Genomic DNA, 19,468 nt, shown 5'->3' with positions numbered 1-19,468 from the left:
TCCCTCATTCCCCGGTCGCTGGTCCCGCTAAAGGATCGAGCCGGACCAGACGTTCGCGGCCTGCGCGTACACGCCGTAGGTCTCACCGTCGAAGTACGGCGAGAGGCTGGTGTCGATGCGCTGGTTGTTGTCGCGGTCGGCGAGGGCGATGGTCACGCCGTTCAGGTAGCCGAGGCGACGGGCGTTGCTGTAGTTGAGCAGCCAGGCCGAGCCCATGGAGCCCTCACCGGTGAAGGCGGACTTCAGGCCCTGCAGCTCCTCGGCCTTCATCGAGGGCGCGGTGGCGCCGAAGGTCTTGCCGTAGGTCCACTTCGCCACCTGGCCGGTGAACGGCTTGGTGCCGTCGGGGTGCGAACCGCTCGGGTAGCCGAACATGAACACGTTCTTGCCGAGCTTCTGGTTGTAGGCCATGCCCTGGCCGCCGACCCGGTCGCCCAGGCGGCCCGCGTCGGTGATCTCGTGGATGATGTAGGTGTCCTTGTAGTACTTCTCCGCGGCGTCCTTGACCCACTTCTTCACGAAGTACTGCTTCTTGAACGCCTCCATGACGCGCTTGCCGCGCTTGACCTGCAGGTCGCCCTTGAACGTGCCGGCCTTCTTGGCCTTGGACAGCTCGTGGTACTCACGCAGGGAGATGCGGACCCAGTCGTCGCCGCGGAAGCCCCACTTCTCGCCGTTCTTCAGGGCGGCGGAGGAGTTCGGGGCGGCCTTGTACTGGGCGCCGGTGACCTCTTCGGCGGTCAGCTTGACGCCGTCGATGCCCTTCTTGATGTACTCCCAGCGCTTGGCGACGGCGTCGGCCGGCGGGTCCACCTGGGTGCCGCCGGGGACGGTCTCCTTCCAGTACGGACCGTCCTCGGTGTACTTCTCGGCGAACTCCGCGGCGGTCACCTCCTGGGAGATGATCTGCTTGTCACCGGTGTAGGCGTCGTAGGCCTTCTTGTCGACGGCCTTGTCGCCACCGATGTTGATGCCGTTGTACACGGTGACGAACGCGTAGTCGCGGTCGCCGTCCTCGTACACGTCGAAGTCGTAGTGCGTGAACGCCTGCTTGCCGACGTAGATGCCCCAGGGCGCCTTGCCCTTGTAGTAGCCCGGGACGAAGATCCACTTGTCGAGCGTGGCCTTGCTGCTCTTCGTGTCGTACGCGCAGTGGCCGGCGGTGGCGACCAGGTTGCGGTACTTGGACTGCACGGAGGTGCCGGTGCACCAGTGCGGCTTGCCGTCGGCTCCGAGGAAGAACACCTTGCCGATGTTCAGCGGGAGGTTGACGTTCTTCGACTTCGAGACGGTCTTCTTCTCGTCGCCGATGGCGGGGACGACGCCCGGCTTCGAGTTGCCGGCGAAGCCGCCGGTGGAGACGTGCTTGGCCGAGACCACGGGCTCGACGTTGTACGGCGTCGCCTCCTCCAGCGTCTTGGACGACCAGAAGAACGCGACCTGCTGGGCCACATTGGAGGTCCCGGCGAGGGTCTCCTTGACCTTGTAGTTGTTCGCCGCCTGGGCCGGGGTGGACACCATGGCGGTAGCGAGGAGGCCGGCGGCGGCGGCGAGGGTTCCGCCGATGGCGAGGGTGCGCTTCAAGGGGGATGCTCCTTGCGCTGTCGTGGGACGTCATTGCGCCCCATCCGTCAGTAAAGGACAGATCAAGAAACTACAGAGGGTCCGGGGGGTTCGTAAGGGTCGTGATCCACAGCGTTTTCCCAGGTAAATGGCCGTTATCATTTCGTGACCAGGCATGGACGCGACCCCGGAACGCCGAGCGCCTCCAGGTCACCGCGGGTTTCCGGCTGTCCGGACCCGCCGTTCGGCGACCTGTCAGGGAGCATTCAGCATGTGGTGCAAATCACACCGAACTCGCGGCACCGGATCGGCCGCGAGAGCCGTCTAAGGACCCTTTCGCCATCACGCCCCGCCCATCCGGACCCTGCGTCGGAGACCGCCGCACGGGGCACTTCCAGCCGCATATGCGGATATATCGTGAATGCCGGAGGCAGGGCGAAACGATGGGGTAGGTTGGCCGATCATGAATCGGCCGTTCGCGCACGTGCCACCGCACGCGCCGCCGTACCGGCCGGCGTCCGCGAGCCGTCGAGCGGGAGGTCGAAGGGCGTGAACGCGGAGACTTCCGCATGGGAGCGGCGGAGCACGGTGCGGGTCGTCCCGCCCGTCCGGCCGCGCAAGCTGGCGAAGGTCCCCTTCGTCGAGCTGGCCGACGGGCGGCTGCAGGGCGTCGTGTCGAGCGGCTCGGACATCGAGCGGGTGTACGTCTCGTCGTTCACCACCGGCACCCACGCGTACAGCTGCAGCACCAACAACAACCGGCCGTGCGGCGCCCTGCCGTCAGGCAGCTCGCCGTGCAAGCACCTGCACCTGCTCGCCACCGAGGCGGTACTGCAGTACGGCATCGACCGCGTCGCCCGCTATCTCCGCGTCGACATCGACGACGACGCCGCCACGGGCGCCGAACTCGTGCACAGCATGAACGGCCAGGTCGAACGCGCGCCGGCGGCCACGGTGTTCAGCCGGTTCCTCCGCCACCTGAACTACCTCGAGATCCCGGACACGACCACGCCCATCCCCGAGATGCACTGGTTCCCGGCCCTGGGGGCGACCCGCTGATGCTCGCTGTGAACCTTTCCGAGCTGCTCGACGGCCCCCTCCCCGGGGTCGAGGAGGCCCTCGACCTGGTCGCGGGCTTCGACGACGCCCTCGTCCACGGACTCTCCCGGCTGGGCGAGGACCGCGCCGCCGCCCTGGCCGCCCTGGCCGGCGCGCTGGCGGCCGGCCCCCTCGGCGTACGGGCGGGCGAGGCGGCCGAGAAGATCGCCGCCGGTTCGGTCGCCGACGAGCACCTGAGCGTGCTGGCGGGAGGCCGGGCGGCGCTGTTCGGCGCGGTGCACGACGCCCTGCTCGGTCGCCTCGACGGCGCGCTGGGACGGGCCAGAGGTCCGTGGGAGGCGTCGCCGTCCGCGGCCTCCCCCGGCGCGGACAACCTGCTCGCCGGGTGCCGGTCCTGGCTGCACGAGCTGGCCATCGCGGGCTGGCGCGGCGTCGACCACGACCTCGTCTCCGCGGCCGACCAGACGATCGAGGCGCTGCTCGCCGTACCCGAGCTGCGCAGGACGGCGGTTCTGCTCGACGGCCTGGCGGCCGAGCTGCGGGCATCGAGCCCTATCGCGACGATGGAACGGCTGCCCGCGCGGCGGTGGGCGGACCTGTGGACCCGCGCCCTGCTGCTGTCGCAGCCCGGCGCCCCGGCCGGCGCCCCGCAGCCGGCGGCGACGGTGTCGGGACGGCTGCTGATCCTCGGTGTGGACGTCCACGAGCACGCCACGGCGGTGCAGATCCAGGTCCACGCCGTGCTGGAGCCCGCGGGCGGCGGCACGTCCCGGCTGGTGCGGGCGAGCGTCGCCGCGCCGAAGGTGGACACCATCGTCGGCCCCGCCCTGTGGCGGCTGCTCCAGTGGCACCCGGTGCTGCTGGGCGCGCTGGCCGAGCACCGCAGCCTGGACATCACGGACCAGCCGCTCCTCGACAGCGGCGACCTGGTGTGGCACGACGACCGGGCCGAGGCGGGCGAGCCCGCCGACCCGTTCACCACCGCACGCGTCCTGCTCGGCGGCGCGCTCGCCCCGGCGGTGCCGCCCCTCGACCGCCATCCGGTACGGATATCCGAACCCGTGCTGGTGGAGGGGTACACGGCGACGACCGACGGCGGCGAGGTCACGTTCGACCTCGGCGGGCAGGCGCTGGCGGTCGACGTCGAGCGGCTGCCGTCCTGCGGACCGCTCACGCCCGAGCTGGTGGCCGCCTCCACGGCGTGCGTCGGCCTGGTCCGCTGGGACGGCGGCAGGTGGGCGCTGCAGCCCCTCGCCGTACAGGCGATGGTCAAGCGCAAGCCGGTCACCGCCCACAACGGAGACTGGGCGCTCGGCCCGACAGATCCGAAGGTCATGAAGGCGGAGGCCAAGGCCGGCGACTCGGTCGCCGTGCTGCGCGAGCGGGCCGGACGGCTGCTGCGGCGATGAGCGACCCCGTGACGACGCCCCCGGCCCAGACGCCCGCCTCGCCGGAGGTCAACGCCGACGAGAACCGGCGGCAGGTGCTCTACTGGCGGCTGCTGGCCCGGCTGTTCGACCCGGAGGAGCAGCCGGCGCTTGAGGCGGCGAGCGTCGCCGTCGCCGGAGATCTCGGGCTGCCGCCCGCGCTGCTCGACCCCTCCGTGTCGGTGGACAACCTCGTGCAGCGCTTCCCCGAGCTGGGCGATGAGCTGCGGAACCTGATGGCGGAGCCGGACGACACCGCCGCGCCCGCCCCCGAGCGGGTCGGCGCGGACGAGGTCCGCCGGGCCGCCCTGGTGTCGAAGCTGCTGCTCAACGTGTTCTCGACCGGGACGGGCAGCGTGACCGCCACCCAGCTCGCCGACTGGCAGCAGGACGCCGCCTGGTTCCAGCGCGGGCTCGGCTGCGAGCCGGGACAACTGCGCTCCCGGCCGGGCGGCGAGGAGCTGGCCGGCGTACTGGCCGGCCTGGAGGGCGACCTGGTCCGCCGGATGCGGCTGCGCGAGGTGCTGGCCGACCCGGCTCTCGCGCGGCGGCTCACGCCGAGCATGTCGCTCATCGAGCAGCTCCTCCGGGACAAGGCCAACCTGTCCGGTGTCGCGCTGGCCAACGCCAAGGCGTTGATCCGCAGGTACGTGGACGAGGTCGCCGAGGTGCTGCGCACCCAGGTCGAGAAGACGACCGTCGGCTCCATCGACAGGTCCGTGCCGCCGAAGCGGGTGTTCCGCAACCTCGACATCGAGCGCACGATCTGGAAGAACCTCACCAACTGGAACGCGGACGACCAGCGGCTCTATGTGGACCGGCTGTACTACCGGCAGACCGCCAGGCGGACCACGCCGGCCCGGCTGATCGTGGTCGTCGACCAGTCGGGCTCGATGGTCGACTCGATGGTGAACTGCACCATCCTGGCGTCCATCTTCGCCGGGCTTCCCAAGGTGGACGTGCACCTGATCGCGTTCGACACCCGGGCGCTCGACCTGACCCCGTGGGTGCACGACCCGTTCGAGGTGCTGCTGCGGACGAACCTCGGCGGCGGCAACGACGGCCCCGTCGCGATGGCCCTGGCCCGGCAGAAGATCGCCGATCCGCGCAACACGGCGATGGTGTGGATCTCCGATTTCTACGAGTTCGACCGGTCCCAGCCACTGTTCGACGGCATCCGGGCCGTGCACCAGTCGGGCGTGCGGTTCATCCCGGTCGGTTCGGTGAACAGCTCCGGCCACCAGAGCGTGGACCCGTGGTTCCGCCAGCGGTTCAAGGACCTGGGCACGCCCGTGATCTCGGGCCACATCCGCAAACTCGTGTTCGAGCTCAAGAACTTCCTCACCTAGGAGACCGCGATGACCGACGACATGTTGCGTGCCCCCGCCGAGGTCAAGTACGCAGAAGAGCTCGACTGGCTGGAGTCGATCGACGACGGCCCCAAGCCGTTCTCGTGGCGGCTGAGCCCGCGCATGGTGCGGCTGTTCGTGCTCGGGTCCGAGCGCTCGGACGGGCTCGACCGTGAGATCTCCCAGAAGTGGTTCGGCGACCGCAGCTTCGTCGAACGCAGCATCGTGACCCTGGCGTCCGACCGGGGGCTGCTGCTGATCGGCGACCCGGGCACCGGGAAGAGCTGGCTCGCCGAGCTGCTCTCCGCGGCGATCTGCCGCAACTCGACCCTCGTCGTGCAGGGCACCGCGGGCACCACCGAGGACCACATCAAGTACTCGTGGAACGTCTCGATGGTGATCGCCAAGGGCCAGTCCCGCGAGTCGATGATCCCGTCGCCGATCATGACGGCGATGGAGCAGGGCGTGGTCGGGCGCTTCGAGGAGCTGACCCGGTCGACCAGCGACGTGCAGGACGCGCTGATCTCGATCCTCTCCGAGAAGTACGTGTCGATCCCCGAGCTGGACGACGACAACATCGTGTTCGCCAAGCCCGGCTTCTCGATCATCGCCACGGCCAACAGCCGGGACCGCGGCGTGAACGACCTCTCCTCGGCCCTGAAGCGGCGGTTCAACTTCGTCCGCATCCCGGTGGTGACCAGCCGGCGCAGCGAGGCGGAGATCGTGCGGTTCCGCACCACCGAGCTGCTCCGCCGGCACCACATCGACCTGGACCTGCCGCCCACGCTGCTGGACATCCTGCTGCAGAGCTTCGCCGACCTGCGCGCCGCCGCCGCCTCGGCGACCAGCGACGACGAGAGGCTGGAGTCGGCGCTGTCCACCGCCGAGCAGATCGGCGTGCTGGAGGACGCCATCCTGCACAGCCACTTCTTCGGCGACCGCACGCTGCGGGCGCAGACGCTCGCCGGCTCGCTCGTGGGGTCGCTCGCCCGCCGCAACCCCGAGGACCTGGCCATCCTGAACAAGTACTGGCACGGCGTCGTCGAGCCGCGCGGCAAGCAGGACGGCGGGGAGTGGCAGGAGTTCCTCGAAGGCGGCCGCGAGGCCATCGCGACGCTCTCGTGACCCCCTTCCCACGGCCGAGGCCGGGGGGCTCCACGCTCAAGGAGATTCCATGACTCCGGACACCTTCGACGCGCTCCGCGGGCAGCTCCTCGACGCCGCCAGGACCTTCGCCCCCACAACCGGGACCGCCGCGGACGCGTCCGACGCGCTGGCGGGGATCCTGTCGGGCATCGTGGACGACGTCGACCGGGCGCTGGCCGAGGAGCTGGAGATCTTCCCGGTGTGCCACCACTCGCCGGCCTCGGCCCTGGCCATGGTGCGCCGCCTGCGCGAGAAGCAGCCCAAGGTCGTCTACCTGGAGCTGTGCGAGGACCTGCGGCCGCTGCTCGACGAGCTGCGCAACTGCCGCCTGCCCGTGGCGTTGCAGGCCTTCGCGTCCGACCTCGACGGCTTCCCGCCCGGCGTGGGGCCGCTGAGCGTCGTCGCCCCCATCACGGAGGCGTCCGCCGAGTACCAGGCCATCGCGTACGCGCTGGACACGCCGGGCGTCGAGCTGGTGCTGGTGGACCGCTCGACCGACCACGTCTTCCAGTGGCTGCCGGCCGAGCCCGCCGAGTCCGCTCGGCCCGCGCCGTCCGACGGCGACGCCGACGCCGACGTCGCGGAACGCGCCGAGGAGGCGGCTCTGCACGGCGACGCCGTCGGCATCGAGATCGGTGACCTGCGCCCGCGTTTCGCCGAGCTGGAGGCGCACCTGCTGCACCACGGCAAGGTGCGGCACTGGTCCGAGTGGTGGGACCAGTACGTCGAGCAGCCGCTCACCGGCGCGGACTACGACGCCTATCGCCAGGTCATGGTGCTGATCGGCAGCCTGTTCCGGCGGCTGCGGCCGTCGGAGGACGAGCGGGTGTCGCGCGACGAGGAGCGCGAGCGCTACATGTGGACCCGGATGCGCGAGCACCTCGCCGCGTCCGGCGCCGACCCGGCCGACTGCCTGTACGTGTGCGGCGCCTACCACGCCGCGAGCCGGGTCGAGCAGTTCGGGCTGGCGTCGGACGCGCCGTACGAGATCAGCCCCCGGACCGGGACGCGCTGGCTGTACGGGCTGATCCCGTCCAGCCACTCCGCGATCGAGGCGCAGTTCGGCCTCGCCTCCGGCTCGGTGTCGATCGCCGCCGCCACCTGGAGCAAGGCGGTGACCCGCTTCCGTGACACGCCGTTCCGGCTGGACGGCCAGAAGGGGGCCGCGAAGCGGGCCAAGCGCCCCGCGCTGCCGCCGCCCTCGACGCCGGCGGCGCCGGTCGCCGATCGGCTGTCCGGCTTCCTGTCGAGCCCTCCGGCACTGGACGGCCTCGACGAGGCCGAGCTGCTCGGCTGGTGCGTGGACATCGTCCGGCTGGCCCGCCGCAACGGCTACCTCGCCAGCACCGCGGACGCCATCGCCGTCTTCGAGACGTCCGTCCTGCTCGCCGGGATGCGCAACCGGGCCAGGCCCACGCCGTACGACTTCCAGGACGCGGCCGTCACCTGCATCGAGAAGGACGTGGTGCCCGGCCGCCGCGACGTCCGCCACCTGTGCGAGATCCTCCTCGGCGGCGACCGGATCGGCCAGGTGGGGTACGAGGCCCTGCCGCCGCTGGCCCGCGACGTGTACGACCGCCTCGCGCCCCTCGGCGTGGACCTGGAGAAGCGCACCATCCAGCGGGCGCTGCTCGACCTCACCGCGAACCCGGAGCTCACCGGCTGCTCGGACCTGCTGTGGATCCTGCGCCGCCTGCTGCCGGAGGACGCGGTGCGTCCCATCATGGGCGAGCGACGGCTGGGCGAGCGGTCCATCCAGGAGAGCTGGGACCTCGCGATCGGCCGCCACCAGCGGTCGATCATCGAGCTGGGCTACGAGGCCATCACCGTCGAGCAGGCGCTCGAACAGCGGCTCCGCCGTATGGTGTGGGATCCCAAGGCGACCGCGGCCGTCGCGCTCGAGGCCGTGGAGGACGCCGTCCTGTACCTGGGCGGCGGCCGGTTCGCCGCCGAGCTGGGGGCGCGTGCGGTCGAGCTGCTGTCCGCCGAGCGCACGGTGGACGACGCCCCCGAGGTGCTCCGCCGGATCCGCCGCCTGCTCGCCTACTATCGCGCCACGGAGCCGGCGCTGCCGGAGTGGTGCGAGGCGTTCGTCACCGCCGGGTACGCGCATTACTGCACCCTGCTGCCGACCGCCTTCGTGGACGAGGAGACCGGCGTACGCCAGGTGGCCGCGATGCTCGGCTTCCTGTTCAGCATGGAGAGCCTCGCGCTGGCCCTGGGCTGCGACCGCGCCCAGCTCGAACTCGCGGTGCTGCAGTCACACCCTGAGGCGCCCGCCAAGGTGGCGCTGCTGTGGGCGGCCCGGTCCCAGCTCGGCCTGCTGCCGATGGCCGAGCTGCGGGAGCGGTGCGACGGGCTGCTCGCCAACCCTCTCGTGGTCCCGTCGTTCCCGATGTACCTGAGCGGGTTCGTGCAGGCGCTCGAACCCGCTCCCGCGCTGGCGCCGTTCGTGGTCGAGCTGCTGTCCAAGGCGTTCGCGCGGCTGCCGGACGCGGTCCTGCTCCCGTGGCTGCCCAAGCTGATCACCACGCTGCGGGACCAGGCGGGCGAGCTGGTGCCCGTGCTCGTACGCGAGGCGGGCCGCACGTTCCCGGCGGCCCTGCCGTCCCTGGACACGTTCGTGCCGCCGTGGCTGGGGCGGCCGTCAGGCGCGGCGAAGGCGAGGCCGGGGACCGCGCCGGTCGGCGGGCCGGTCGGCGGGCCGGCGGCCGAGCTGCTGGCGGGCCACCGGGCGGCGTGCGACGCCGTCGCCGCCCTGCTCGGATGCGACGGCGGATGGCAGGAGATCGCCGACGGCGGCGACCCCGGGGAGGCGGGCGCGTTGCTGGCCCGGCATCCCGAGACCGCCACCGCCGTCGCGGTCCTGCTCGACCGTTAGGTCGGGGATCAGGGGCGGTCGTCGGCCCCGGCGTGCAGGCGGACGAAGTCGTCGAGGGCGGCCCGATAGTAGGCGAGGTCGCTCTCCATCCGGATGCGGGTGAAGCGGGCGGGCTCGCGCTCGTGGGCCTCCCGCCCCGCCTCCGTCCAGAACGACGCCTCGGGCAGCGCGTCGGCGTCGTCCGGGACGAACTTCAGCGCCTCCGCCACCGCGTCGGCCGCGAACCGCCAGTCCGCGACGATCTGCGTGTACCGCTCGTCGGACGAGGGGTCGGCGGCGAAGAAGAGCGCCGCCTCCAGCGCCCGGCGCGCGTATGTGGTGGCGATCAGCACCCACTGGCCGGGGTCGATCAGCTCGGAGACACCCGAGCCGAACGTCAGGTCCTCGCGCCGCGCCTCCGCCTCCGCGACGTACGGGACGACGACCTCGGCGTCGTCGAGCGTGACCCGCCAGCCGTCCGCCTCCTCGGACAGCACCGCGCGCTCGGCCGCCCGGCCGCCGCCGGGGCCGGCCCCCAGGTCCAGGTAGACGTACGCCTCGACCAGCGAGCGGGCCAGGCCGCCGCCGGGGAGCCCCGGTCCGTCGGGGTGCGCCGCCGCGCCCTGCTCCCCCGGGTCGGCGGGGCTCTCGTGGTCAGCCATGCTGGGCGACCAGGTCGCGGTAGGTGTCGCGGACGATCAGCAGCCGGTCGAGCTGGAAGCGGCCCGGCTCCGCCGCGCGCACCTGCTGTCCGCGCGCGGACCAGAACCCGTCGTCCGGGACCTCCTCCTCGCCCGGCGGGATGAACTTGACGATCTCCTCGACCGCCGCCGTCGCGATCGACAGCGTGCGGCGCGCCTCGGCCCGATCGCCGACCGGCACGTTCCCGGCGGTCAGGTCGGCCACCCACATCCATTCGCCCGCGTCGAGGAGCTGGGAGGGCTCCGGTCCGCCGAACGTCGGGTAGCCCGCCGACGCGACCGGCCGCTCCGGCAGCCCGAACAGGAACTCGCGCTCCGCGCCGCAGTCCTCGCACGCGCCGGCGTAGCGGTCGACGAGCGCGCCGTCCACGCTGGACAGGCCCCTGTCCCAGGTCGTCTCCACGGAACCGCACTGCTTGCACGGATGCAGGTCGAGGTAGAGATGCGCCTCGTCCCTGGTCCGCGCGACCGCGAACGTCATAGCCGTCCTCTCCTTGGGATCCCCATCATGCCTCGGCCAGGACCGCCTCGTCCCGCCGGCCGCAGACGCAGGGCCCCTCAGCCGGGCACCGGCAGACGTCGTTCTTCAGCGGATCCCAGATCTCGCCGTCGTCCGGCGGAAGCCACTTGTCCTCGTCGTCGTCCTCCTCGGGCGGCTGCCAGCCGGTGATGTTGCTGATGCGGCGTCCCCGTTCCAGGAACTCCCGTACGCGCGAGGGCTGGGGGCCGTCCACCAGGGCGGCGATCCGGTCAAGGAGCGGGTCGGGCGCGAGCCCCCGGAACCGCTCGGCCCCGCCCGCTTGCAGCCCCAGCCGCCCGGCGATTTCGCTCAGCACCCGCTGCCGCGCGGCGCGCTGCTGAGGCGTCGCCGTGTCCACCTGGCGTACGGCCTCGCCCAGCTCGGCGAGGACACGGGCGTCGGCGACGGTCAGCGCGTCTGCATTGGGGTCGCCGGACAGGACCGTGGGGCTGGTGGGCAGGCCGGACGCCTCGGCCACCGCTCCGGCCACGGCCGCCGCCGCGGCCCGCTGATTGGCCCCGATCGTGAGGTAGGGCCGGACCTGGACGTCGACGTCCGCCGCCGCGTCCGCATCCGGGGTGGACCCCACCCGCACCGTGACGGTCGCCCCGCCCGGCGCGGTGACCTCCAGCAGGCCGCCGCCCAGCCGCCGTACGCTCGCGCCCATGTCGGCGGCGGCCCGCTCCGCCGCGTCGGCGGTGGCCCGCTCCGGCAACGTGACCGGCCGGGTCTGGGCCGCCTGCGGCGCGGCGGGGACGGGTGAGGCGTCACCGTTGAGCAGGTCCGCGATCGACGGCTTGGGTCTCGCCTCCGTCGAGGTATCCGCCGCCTGCCAGGGCGGCGCAGGCGGGGTGTGCCCGCGCTGCGTGATGTCGTCCGCGATGGCCTCGATCGCCTCGGCGATGCGGGCCCTGGCCGCCGGATCGGTGGTCTCGCTCCACTTGCGGGAAAGATGCGCGTGCTCGTTGAGGCGCGGGGTGAGGCAGTGGTCGGTGCCCTCCTCGTGCGTGTGCTCCGGCAGCGAGGGCCGGATCACCCCCTGCGGCGCGCCCGCCTCCTCCGCCGCGTGCTGGTCGGCGACGTGCGAGATCTCGTGCACCAGGACCGAGGAGACCACGACCGGGTGCGTACGCGGGGCGATCGTGATGATGTGCGGGTCCTCGGGCGTGCCGGAACGGTACGACGTGTAGCCGATCCGGCCCTCCCCGGGGTCGCCGACGACGACGCGGGCGTGCTGCACGCCGTTCGCCGGCGTGGTGACGGCGACGACCGCGCCGTCCAGGTTGGCGGGCGGCGCGTCCGGCGCGATCGGAACGCCCTGGTCGGTGGTCCAGTCGAGCGCGGTGACCCCGCCGCCGAAGTCGGCGACCGCGATGTTCTGGCCGACCACCTCCGTCACGGTCAGGTCGGGCACCCCGGCCGGCCGGGCCTGGGTGTCGAACGGCGTGCCCGGCAGCGCCGGCGACGGCGCCCCGGCCGCGCTCTGTCCTACGCTGCCGCCCTGTGTCGCGGCGCCGGGCGTGGCGGCCTCCGCCACCGGCCAGACCTGCGCCGGCGGCGCCGGCTGGACGTTCTGGTCGGCCAGCGCGTCCCTCACCCTGTCGGTCAAGGTGCGGGCCTGGTCGTCCGACCTCTGCGGGTCCGTGCCCGACTGCTGCGGCTCCGTGAAGATCTGTTGGAGGTCGAGGTCTGCCGCCGCGGCCGCGTCCAGCACGTGGGGCGGCAGCGTGCCGACCGCCTCGGCGAACCCGCCGTCCGGCTTCACGCTGTGCAGCGAGCCGTCCGGGGCCGCCAGATAGGCATTGACATTCTGCCCGTCGCGTACCGTGAACCGGACGACGTGACCCTCGTCCCTGGCCTGCTGCCTCGCCCTGGCGGCGTGCCCGAGCAGATCCGTGGGATCCAGTTGTTGGTGGGGGCCGTTCGGTCGTTTGAGCGCGGATCTCGGCTGCGACTCGTCGGTGAAATCCCATCCGGGTCGCGCCTGGGCCCCGGCCTCCATCCGGGCCTGCAGCTCCTTGAAATCGGCCTCGAACATGGTCACGTACGCCTCGCCGGAGGCGGCGGAGGGCAACCTCACCGGGCCCCTGAAGGGAGCCTCGGTGCCGTCGGCCAACCGCATCTTGTGCTGGAACGTGAGGTCGTAGTCCACCCGGACCCGGACGGTGACGGTCTTCGCCTTCTCGAACGTGCTGGCTTCATTGCGCAGGCCGCTGGTGTCGGAGACACCGTCCGATGCCTGGTCTCCCACACTCGCCGAGAGGTGGCCATACTCCGTCTTCCCGCCCACTGAGCTGCTGATCGGGGCCAGCCGGCCGCGAGAGGTCGAGATGGACGAGGTGCGCATGACGCGATCGACCACGCCGAGCTCGGCTTCAACGGGGCCGGACACCACCTGAAGGTCGGACAGATGGGCCTCGACGCGGACGTCCACGCCCTGGCTCATGTTCCCCGTGCGGTCCACCCCCTGGGTCGGGGCTCCCTTACGGATCGTCGAAACCAGCTCGTGCCCGCCGGGGGCGGCCAGCTGCCCGAAGGCGGCGGCCACCGCCATGGGCGAGAGCCGGGCCTCCAGTTGCGCCTTCTGTTCCCGGGCCGCGGCGGCGCCCAGCATCGAGGACAACTGCTTCTCGATCGCGGCGTACAGGCTGGGGCGGCCGTCCTGGGCGTTCAGCACCGACCTGACGTAGTGGGCGGGCGGCAGCTCCGTCCGCCTGGTGTCGGTGATCCGGTCCGGCTCCGGCGTGTTGTCGTTGACCGGCCTGGTCATGCCGGTCGGTATACGCCGGACCAGAGTGGCGTCGAACGTTGTCGTGGACCGGCCGTCGCCTCCGATGCGGTGCAGGACGCGATGCGCCCGGTCGAGGCCACGACGCACCGGGCTACGCACCGGTCCCGTCCGCACCGGCGTGCGTTCCACCTCGATCACCAGCTGGTACCGCTGCTGGACCCGGTCCACCCCGCCGAACTGCGCGATGCGCTGCAGCCTGGCGACCTGCTCCTTGCTGGCGGCCTCGTACGAACGGCCCCGGTCGGTGCTGACGCCGCCGTCGGCACCCTCGCCGGACTCGTCCTCCGAGCCCGACACTCTGAAGGATTGCGAGCCGCTGTACGAACCTGAGTCGGAGACCTCCCGGTAGAGATAGTCCTGTTGGATCAGGCCGGCGTCGTAGGTGCGGCCGACGAGTTCGGCGCTGTCCGACACCGGAACCAGTTTGGCCCGGACCGTCACCAGCTCGGCCCGGCCGGACGACGGGTCGGCCAGGGCCTCGTAGGTCTTGACGTAGCCCCGCGGACTGAGCATCTCGTTGACGTGCCCCCGGACCCGGTCTCCGGCGAAGTCGATATCGATGCTCCGGCGCATGACGGGGCTGCTGTCGATCGCGCCGGGCGCCGCCTCGTCGATCGCGGTGTGCACCGCGTCCCGCACGGTGACAGGTTTGGTGCCGTCCGTCACGGCGAAGCTCTCCACCGCGCCGAACCCCACGGTCCCCTCGTACTCCGGGGCCAGCCTGACCTGACGCAGTTGCCGGGTGATGTCGGCCGCTTCGCTCAGCGCGCGATCGAGCCGCTCCTGCTCCGCCAGGCCCTTCGGGTCGATGTCCACCTGCTCCAGGCCGCTCACCTTGATCAGCGCCGGCAGCAGGGAGTCGGCGGTGTGTTCGTCGGCGAACGAGACGTTCTGCCCCGCGTCGCGGGCTTGCTTCAGCTCGACCAGGTACTTCTGGAGCAGCGAGGTCGCGAGGGTCCGGTCGAGGGTCAGGCTGCCGTTCCGGAACCTCTCCACCGCGTCGGCCACCTGGCTCAGCGGCAGGTCGAGCTTGCCCTCGGTGTAGAAGGTCAGCGCGTCGTACTCCGGAAGCGAGTAGACGACGGGACGGCCGTTCAACGATGCGTTGTGGGGCGTGGCCTTCGCGCTGCCGCCGAGTTCGGTGAAGTCGGGGACGCTTTCGTTGCCCTCCAGGGTGAAGTCGACGGTGCCGCGGAATATGTACTGTTTGCCGGTTTCGATGACGAGCTGTTCCCGGCCCCAGATGTCGAGCTGGCCGTGAGATCGGGAACGGCCGCGCGAGCCCGTGTGGCCACCGCTGCCACCATGGTGGACGGTGTCGTGACCCTCCGTGTTGGAGATACCGTTCGTCGAGCCGCCGGAGCGGCCGGAGCTCTGGCCCCAGTTCACACCGGCGCTGCCCATGGTGAAGTTGATGTCACCGACGACGAGGTCGGCGACTCCGAGCAGGGACGCCTCACCGAAGCTGCCCTCAATCGTCAGCGACGCCTCCGTCGGTAGAGCGCCCTGCGGCCGGACGCCGACTCCGGTGAAGTACGGCGAGTTGCGCCACTCCGGATGCGCGATGAGGTTGCGCACATTGCTGAACGCCGCGAAGTGGTGATACGCGGCGGAGTCGCGACGCATGCTGCGCGGCAGCACCTGCCGCACCCGCTCCAGCATGCCCGTCGTGTCCATGTGCAGCAGCGTCGCCCGGCTGAGCACCTCCTCCGACAGCCGGCCCACCTTGTGCGGCTGCTTGGGCGTGTCCACGGGGAGCAGGTCGGTCGCGAAGACCAGCCGTGCGCTGCCGTCCGCCGACGCCTGATCCACGACCCTGTCGCCCACGATGATGTCGACCGCCAGCTTATGGGGCACGTCGAAGAGAGCGACCTCTCCACCGCTTTCCACGAGCGTCACCCGGTTGACGGTGCCGCCGACGCTGGAACCGGTCGAGCGGCCGTAGTTGCCGCCCTTGTCGCGCTCGTGCGATCGCGTCCCCCCATCCTCCCCCTTGTGCGGCCCGTCCGACGTCTTGTACGGCACGTCCACACTGCCGGACCAGTTCCGGCCGCTGCCGCGGCCGGCGGTGTCGGAGCCGATGTCGAGGTTGACCACGGCCTCGGTGTCGGTGCGCCCGAGATAGGTCGCCGCGTCGTGGTCCTGCTCCAGCCGGACGAGCAGCGTGTACGTCCGCGACGACCGGCCGAAGCCGTCGCGGGTCAGGGCGATGGGGATGCCGTCCTGGGCCGCCTGGTCGTACCCGGTCTCCAGGCGCTCCGGCGAGAGCTGTTCGAGCACCTCGCGCAGGTTCGCCATCTGTCCGGCCCGCTGTAGCGGGAGCCGGGAGTACTGCGGGACGCCGTTCTCGAACTTCGGGACGAGGCCGAGGTCGGCGAGCTTCTCCAGGACCTGCTTCCTGACCTCGTCCACGCCGGACAGCCGCTGGACCAGCGCCGGTCCCGCACCGCGCATCAGGTCCAGGTCCGTGGCGGTCTGGTTCGTGGCTGCCATCCCACGGTGCCCGAGCTTCGGCGGCCGGAGCCAGGTCGGCAGCTCCTTCTTCCGGCCCGGCGGCCGCGATCCTTCCGGGTCCCCTCTGAGTATCTGGTTGCCCTGCCGATCCCGCCGTGGCTTGCCGTTGGGCAGTTTGAGCAGCGCCTCCGCATCGACCGGCAGGCCGTACCGGTAGGCATCGGTCTCCGGCATCCGGAACAGTCCCTCGCCCGTGCCCTCCGTTTTCAGCACCCTGCCATCGGCCAGAACGATGGTGACCTCGTGCTTCAGCGTGAGCTGGTATCCCTGGGTGTGTCCCGTGTAGCGCTGGACGCTGGGATGGATGGCGTTCCCGTTCACGAACGATGACTGCGAGCGGGAGACTCCGCGCCCGCCCCCGGCGGATACGTCGACATCGTTGTAACCGTCGGGAACCGGGAGCCCGCCGATCATGTCGTTGAGGACGGGAATGGGAAGTGCGTTGAGCGATGCGGAGAGGGATCCGTTGAACGACTCGCTGCCGGTGGCGTTGGAGTTGCCCACCCGCAGCCGTTCCTGCCAGTGGTCACGACTCGCCTGCCCGATCAGGACGGCGCTTTCCTTTTGCACCGTTGTCTTGATCGTCACGGTGGCGACCGGCCGGCCGCGCCGGTCCGTGATCACACGAGTCATCCCGTGGTCGGGATCGGTCGCCTCCCTGAGCCTGCCGGGCAGCTCGTCGGTGATCATCGTGAGGATCTGCTGCCGGGTGATCCGGCCGATCCTCGTCTCCCTCTCGTGGAGCGCATCCACTCCCGTCCGGCTGCGGACCCTTCCCAGCCCCTCGTGGAGGCGTCCGATGACGTCGTCGGCGAGCTGGTCCAGCCCGGTCAGGCCGTTGGCGAAGTGCTCGGGCAGCTGGCCGCTCGCCTTGCTCGGGTGGATCGTTTCCGTGTTCGCGGGAGGCCCGACGGTGTAGGCGTGCGAGACCCAGATCCGCTGTGAGGGAGCGTCCCCCGGCGCCCCGGAGTCGATCGTCGCCACGTGCTGCCAGGTGTTCTGCCGGGGGGTGCGCACGCTCACCGTCCAGGTGGCCGCGGCGTCGAACAGCAGAGACTCTCCCCGGTTGTCCTCGACCGCCCCCCCGAGGGCGAAGTCGGCGGCACCGGGGCCGCGCGACCACGAGCGCCCGAAGGAGAGGCTGCCCCCGAGCCCTGCAGCGGCCATGGCTTCGAGCGCGGCTCGGATGCTCCCCTCGGGGAGCGCGGGGGCGATCAGCCCGGGGCCGATCGGCACCGTCAGGCCGCCACTGCCGGCCTCGCTGGTCCGGGTCGACCGGCCTCCCTGCGGCATGACACCGAGCATGATCTCCGAGGCCACGATCTCCGGATTGATGATCTGGACCATGTCGGAGAGGCTGAGCCGGATCTTCAGCTCCACCGCCGTCCTGCCGGTGCCGATGCGGAGGATCGCGCCGTCCGGGGAGACGACCTTCCGGAAGTCGGCCCGGAGGATGTGCTCCAGTTTCCGGGGAGTGAACCGGCGCGGGGAGCCGTTCTCGGCGAGCACCTTGTTGATCGCGTCGGTCAGCGGCGTCAGGTGCGCCAGGTTGCCGGTCGGCAGCGCCGAGGGCAGCGACACCTCCGGCGGGAGGGCCGTCTTCACCGAATTCAGGTACTCATCGTGGCGCGTACTGGCGTCCGCCAGCAGGCTGTTCAGCCGCGACGTGGCCAGGGACGTCTCCTGGGGGTTCGACGACGTCGCGACCAGTCTTACGAGGCCGGCCACCTGCACGTAGGCCTTCCGCGCCGCCTCCGCTCTCTCGCTCGCCTTCGCGTACGCCTCGGCGATCCGCAGATGCCTGGCCTGCTTGGCGCGGTTCTGCGCCTCCTCCTTCTCCTGATTCGCCTTGCGCGCCTCTTTGCCCCGGTCGCGCATCGCGGCGATTTCGCCGGCCTTGTCCTTGGCGGCGTTCGCCGCCTCCTCCGCCTTGCGCGCGGTGTCTTCGTGCGACTCTTTCTGTTTCTTGAGCTCTTCCTCGGCCCGGGTCAGATCCTCGACGACGCGACCCAGCTCCGCCAGGTGCGGCTCGGCCAGCTTCGCAAGCTCCGTCCTCACCCCGGCGGGATCCTCGACCAGCCCCCGCAGCGCGGCCAACGCCGCGTCCGCCACGGCGGGCGCGTGGGCTTGGCGCACGGGAGGTGTCACACCCCAGGGCGCCGGCGGAGGCGTCTGCCCGTGCTCCCGGAGGTCACGGGCGACACCGTCGAGATCGACCTGGATGCTCAAGCGCTCGCCCGGGGACGTCGCATTCTGCCACTCGTGGACCAGCCAGGCGTGCTCGTTGAGCCGGGCCGGCACACATCCGTCGAGCTTGTTCTGCCGTCTGCTCCGGCGGAAGAGCGTCTTGCGGATGACACCCGGTTCGGGCCGGCTCAGGTCCCGGACGGTGTCGGTGATCTCGTGCAGCGTGACACGAGCGATCTGGTCCGGGGCCATGTGCGGCGCCAGGTGGATGATCTGGTCGCCGCCCTCGCGGTTCACGTGGGTCTCCGCCATGAGACGGGAGTCGAGGCCGCCGACCACGAACCGGAAGCGCTGCGTGCCGTGGTCCCTGGTATGCACCACCAGGGTCTCCTCGCTGCGGGACCAGGCCCAGCTCTCCACCTCGTCGATCATGAACTTGGACGCCAGGAGCTTCTCGACCTCGGCGCTGACCTCGTCGGCGGTGAGGCGCTGGTTCGGGCGGCCGTCGGGGACGAACCGGGTGCCGTCGATCGGCCGGGACGTGACAGTGCCGGGGCGGCTGGTGACCGGCTCGGGGGCCGGCGAGGTCTCCTGGCTGACGGCCATGGCCTGGCTCATGACCAGGAGCGCGCGGCTGCGCAGCGCGGCGGCGTCCTGGCCGTTGACGGCGGCGGCCTCAAGGACCGAACGGACCGCGAGCAGCATCCTCGGCGTGATCACGTAGTGGCCGGACCCGTCGGACACGAGATGCCCGCCGTCCGCCAGCAGGACGGCCCCCGGCGCGAGGCGGTTCAGCGCGTAGTCGAGCGCGGCGTTCGCGCGCAGGCCGACGGGCTGCCCGGAGGCGAGGTCGGCCGCGTACGTGTCCTCGGGCGCGGTGTCGGCGGCGAGCTGCTCGTTGAGCAGGGCCGCCGCCTCCGCCTGCAGCGCCTCGTCCTCCTCCACCTGCGTCGAACGCCGCCCGACTTCGTTGATGACCCGTGCCACGGCGGCGGGCGGGACGACGACGTCGGCTCCATGAAGCGGCACGATGAGGCCGCCGTCAGGCAGCAGAACGGCATTCGGATGCCCGTTGAGCACCGCCTGGAAGACCGCTTCCCTGCTCCGAGCCAGGTGGCGGCTCGCCTCCTCCTGGGCGAGCTTGGTCGGTGTGGCCTCCCCCGGCGCCGTGTCCGTGTCGGTCTTCGCCTCGTCGTCGGTCCGAGCCTCGTTGTCGGGCTCGGTCCTGTCGTCCGGCTTGTTGTCCGGCTCGGTCTTGTCGTCCGGCTTGATGTCCGGCTCGGTCTTATCGTCCGGCTTGCCGTCGGGCTCGGTCTTGTCGTCCGGCTTGATGTCCGGCTCGGTCTTGTCG

General features: G+C 71.4%; 9 protein-coding genes. 5 read left to right on the top strand and 4 right to left on the bottom strand.

Going from position 1 to position 19,468, the window contains the following annotated elements; genetic code table 11:
* Positions 1–27 precede the first annotated feature (27 nt).
* On the bottom strand, positions 28–1,584 hold the full coding sequence (locus AWQ71_RS21805; RefSeq protein ID WP_067136073.1) for a trypsin-like serine peptidase: 1,557 nt from the start codon (positions 1,582–1,584) through the stop codon (positions 28–30).
* A gap of 528 nt (positions 1,585–2,112) precedes the next feature.
* On the opposite strand from AWQ71_RS21805, the gene AWQ71_RS21800 reads away from it, so the two are divergent.
* Genes AWQ71_RS21800 through AWQ71_RS21780 form a run of 5 tightly spaced genes read left to right on the top strand, consistent with a single transcriptional unit; the run spans position 2,113 to position 9,425 of the window.
* Positions 2,113–2,622, top strand: a complete 510-nt coding sequence (locus AWQ71_RS21800; protein WP_067136071.1) for a hypothetical protein — start codon at positions 2,113–2,115, stop codon at positions 2,620–2,622.
* Positions 2,622–4,031: a hypothetical protein gene (locus tag AWQ71_RS21795; RefSeq protein WP_067136069.1), complete on the top strand. Its 1,410-nt coding sequence runs from the start codon at positions 2,622–2,624 to the stop codon at positions 4,029–4,031. The genes AWQ71_RS21800 and AWQ71_RS21795 overlap by 1 nt, the downstream gene beginning before the upstream one ends.
* A complete protein-coding gene (locus tag AWQ71_RS21790; RefSeq protein WP_067136067.1) occupies positions 4,028–5,398 on the top strand; it encodes a VWA domain-containing protein in 1,371 nt (456 codons plus the stop codon). The genes AWQ71_RS21795 and AWQ71_RS21790 overlap by 4 nt, the downstream gene beginning before the upstream one ends.
* Positions 5,399–5,407: 9 nt before the next feature.
* On the top strand, positions 5,408–6,523 hold the full coding sequence (locus AWQ71_RS21785) for an ATP-binding protein (protein WP_067136065.1): 1,116 nt from the start codon (positions 5,408–5,410) through the stop codon (positions 6,521–6,523).
* Between the two features lie 49 nt (positions 6,524–6,572).
* A complete protein-coding gene (locus AWQ71_RS21780; protein WP_067136063.1) occupies positions 6,573–9,425 on the top strand; it encodes a DUF5682 family protein in 2,853 nt (950 codons plus the stop codon).
* An 8-nt stretch (positions 9,426–9,433) separates the two neighbouring features.
* On the opposite strand, the gene AWQ71_RS21775 is transcribed toward AWQ71_RS21780, so the two are convergent.
* The 3 genes from AWQ71_RS21775 to AWQ71_RS21765 all read right to left on the bottom strand — a co-directional run.
* Positions 9,434–10,066 carry a hypothetical protein gene (locus AWQ71_RS21775; RefSeq protein ID WP_084259139.1) on the bottom strand — a complete coding sequence of 211 codons (633 nt, stop codon included), beginning with the start codon at positions 10,064–10,066 and terminating at the stop codon, positions 9,434–9,436.
* On the bottom strand, positions 10,059–10,586 hold the full coding sequence (locus AWQ71_RS21770; RefSeq protein ID WP_067136062.1) for a hypothetical protein: 528 nt from the start codon (positions 10,584–10,586) through the stop codon (positions 10,059–10,061). Before AWQ71_RS21770 ends, AWQ71_RS21775 begins: the two co-directional genes overlap by 8 nt.
* Positions 10,587–10,611: 25 nt before the next feature.
* Positions 10,612–19,468, bottom strand: an 8,857-nt coding sequence (locus AWQ71_RS21765; protein WP_169806602.1) for a hypothetical protein, incomplete at its 5' end; no start/stop codon positions are given.

This window comes from Microtetraspora malaysiensis (assembly GCF_001528665.1).
GTDB lineage: Bacteria > Actinomycetota > Actinomycetes > Streptosporangiales > Streptosporangiaceae > Microtetraspora_A > Microtetraspora_A malaysiensis.
Note: the sequence above shows the minus strand (reverse complement) of the source record. Positions and strands in the feature narration are given on the sequence as shown.

Coding starts and splice junctions, on each gene's coding strand:
- AWQ71_RS21795 (WP_067136069.1), top strand. CDS start 2,622: ATGCTCGCTGTGAACCTTTCCGAGCTGCTCGACGGCCCCCTCCCCGGG.
- AWQ71_RS21790 (WP_067136067.1), top strand. CDS start 4,028: ATGAGCGACCCCGTGACGACGCCCCCGGCCCAGACGCCCGCCTCGCCG.
- AWQ71_RS21785 (WP_067136065.1), top strand. CDS start 5,408: ATGACCGACGACATGTTGCGTGCCCCCGCCGAGGTCAAGTACGCAGAA.
- AWQ71_RS21780 (WP_067136063.1), top strand. CDS start 6,573: ATGACTCCGGACACCTTCGACGCGCTCCGCGGGCAGCTCCTCGACGCC.
- AWQ71_RS21775 (WP_084259139.1), bottom strand. CDS start 10,066: ATGGCTGACCACGAGAGCCCCGCCGACCCGGGGGAGCAGGGCGCGGCG.
- AWQ71_RS21770 (WP_067136062.1), bottom strand. CDS start 10,586: ATGACGTTCGCGGTCGCGCGGACCAGGGACGAGGCGCATCTCTACCTC.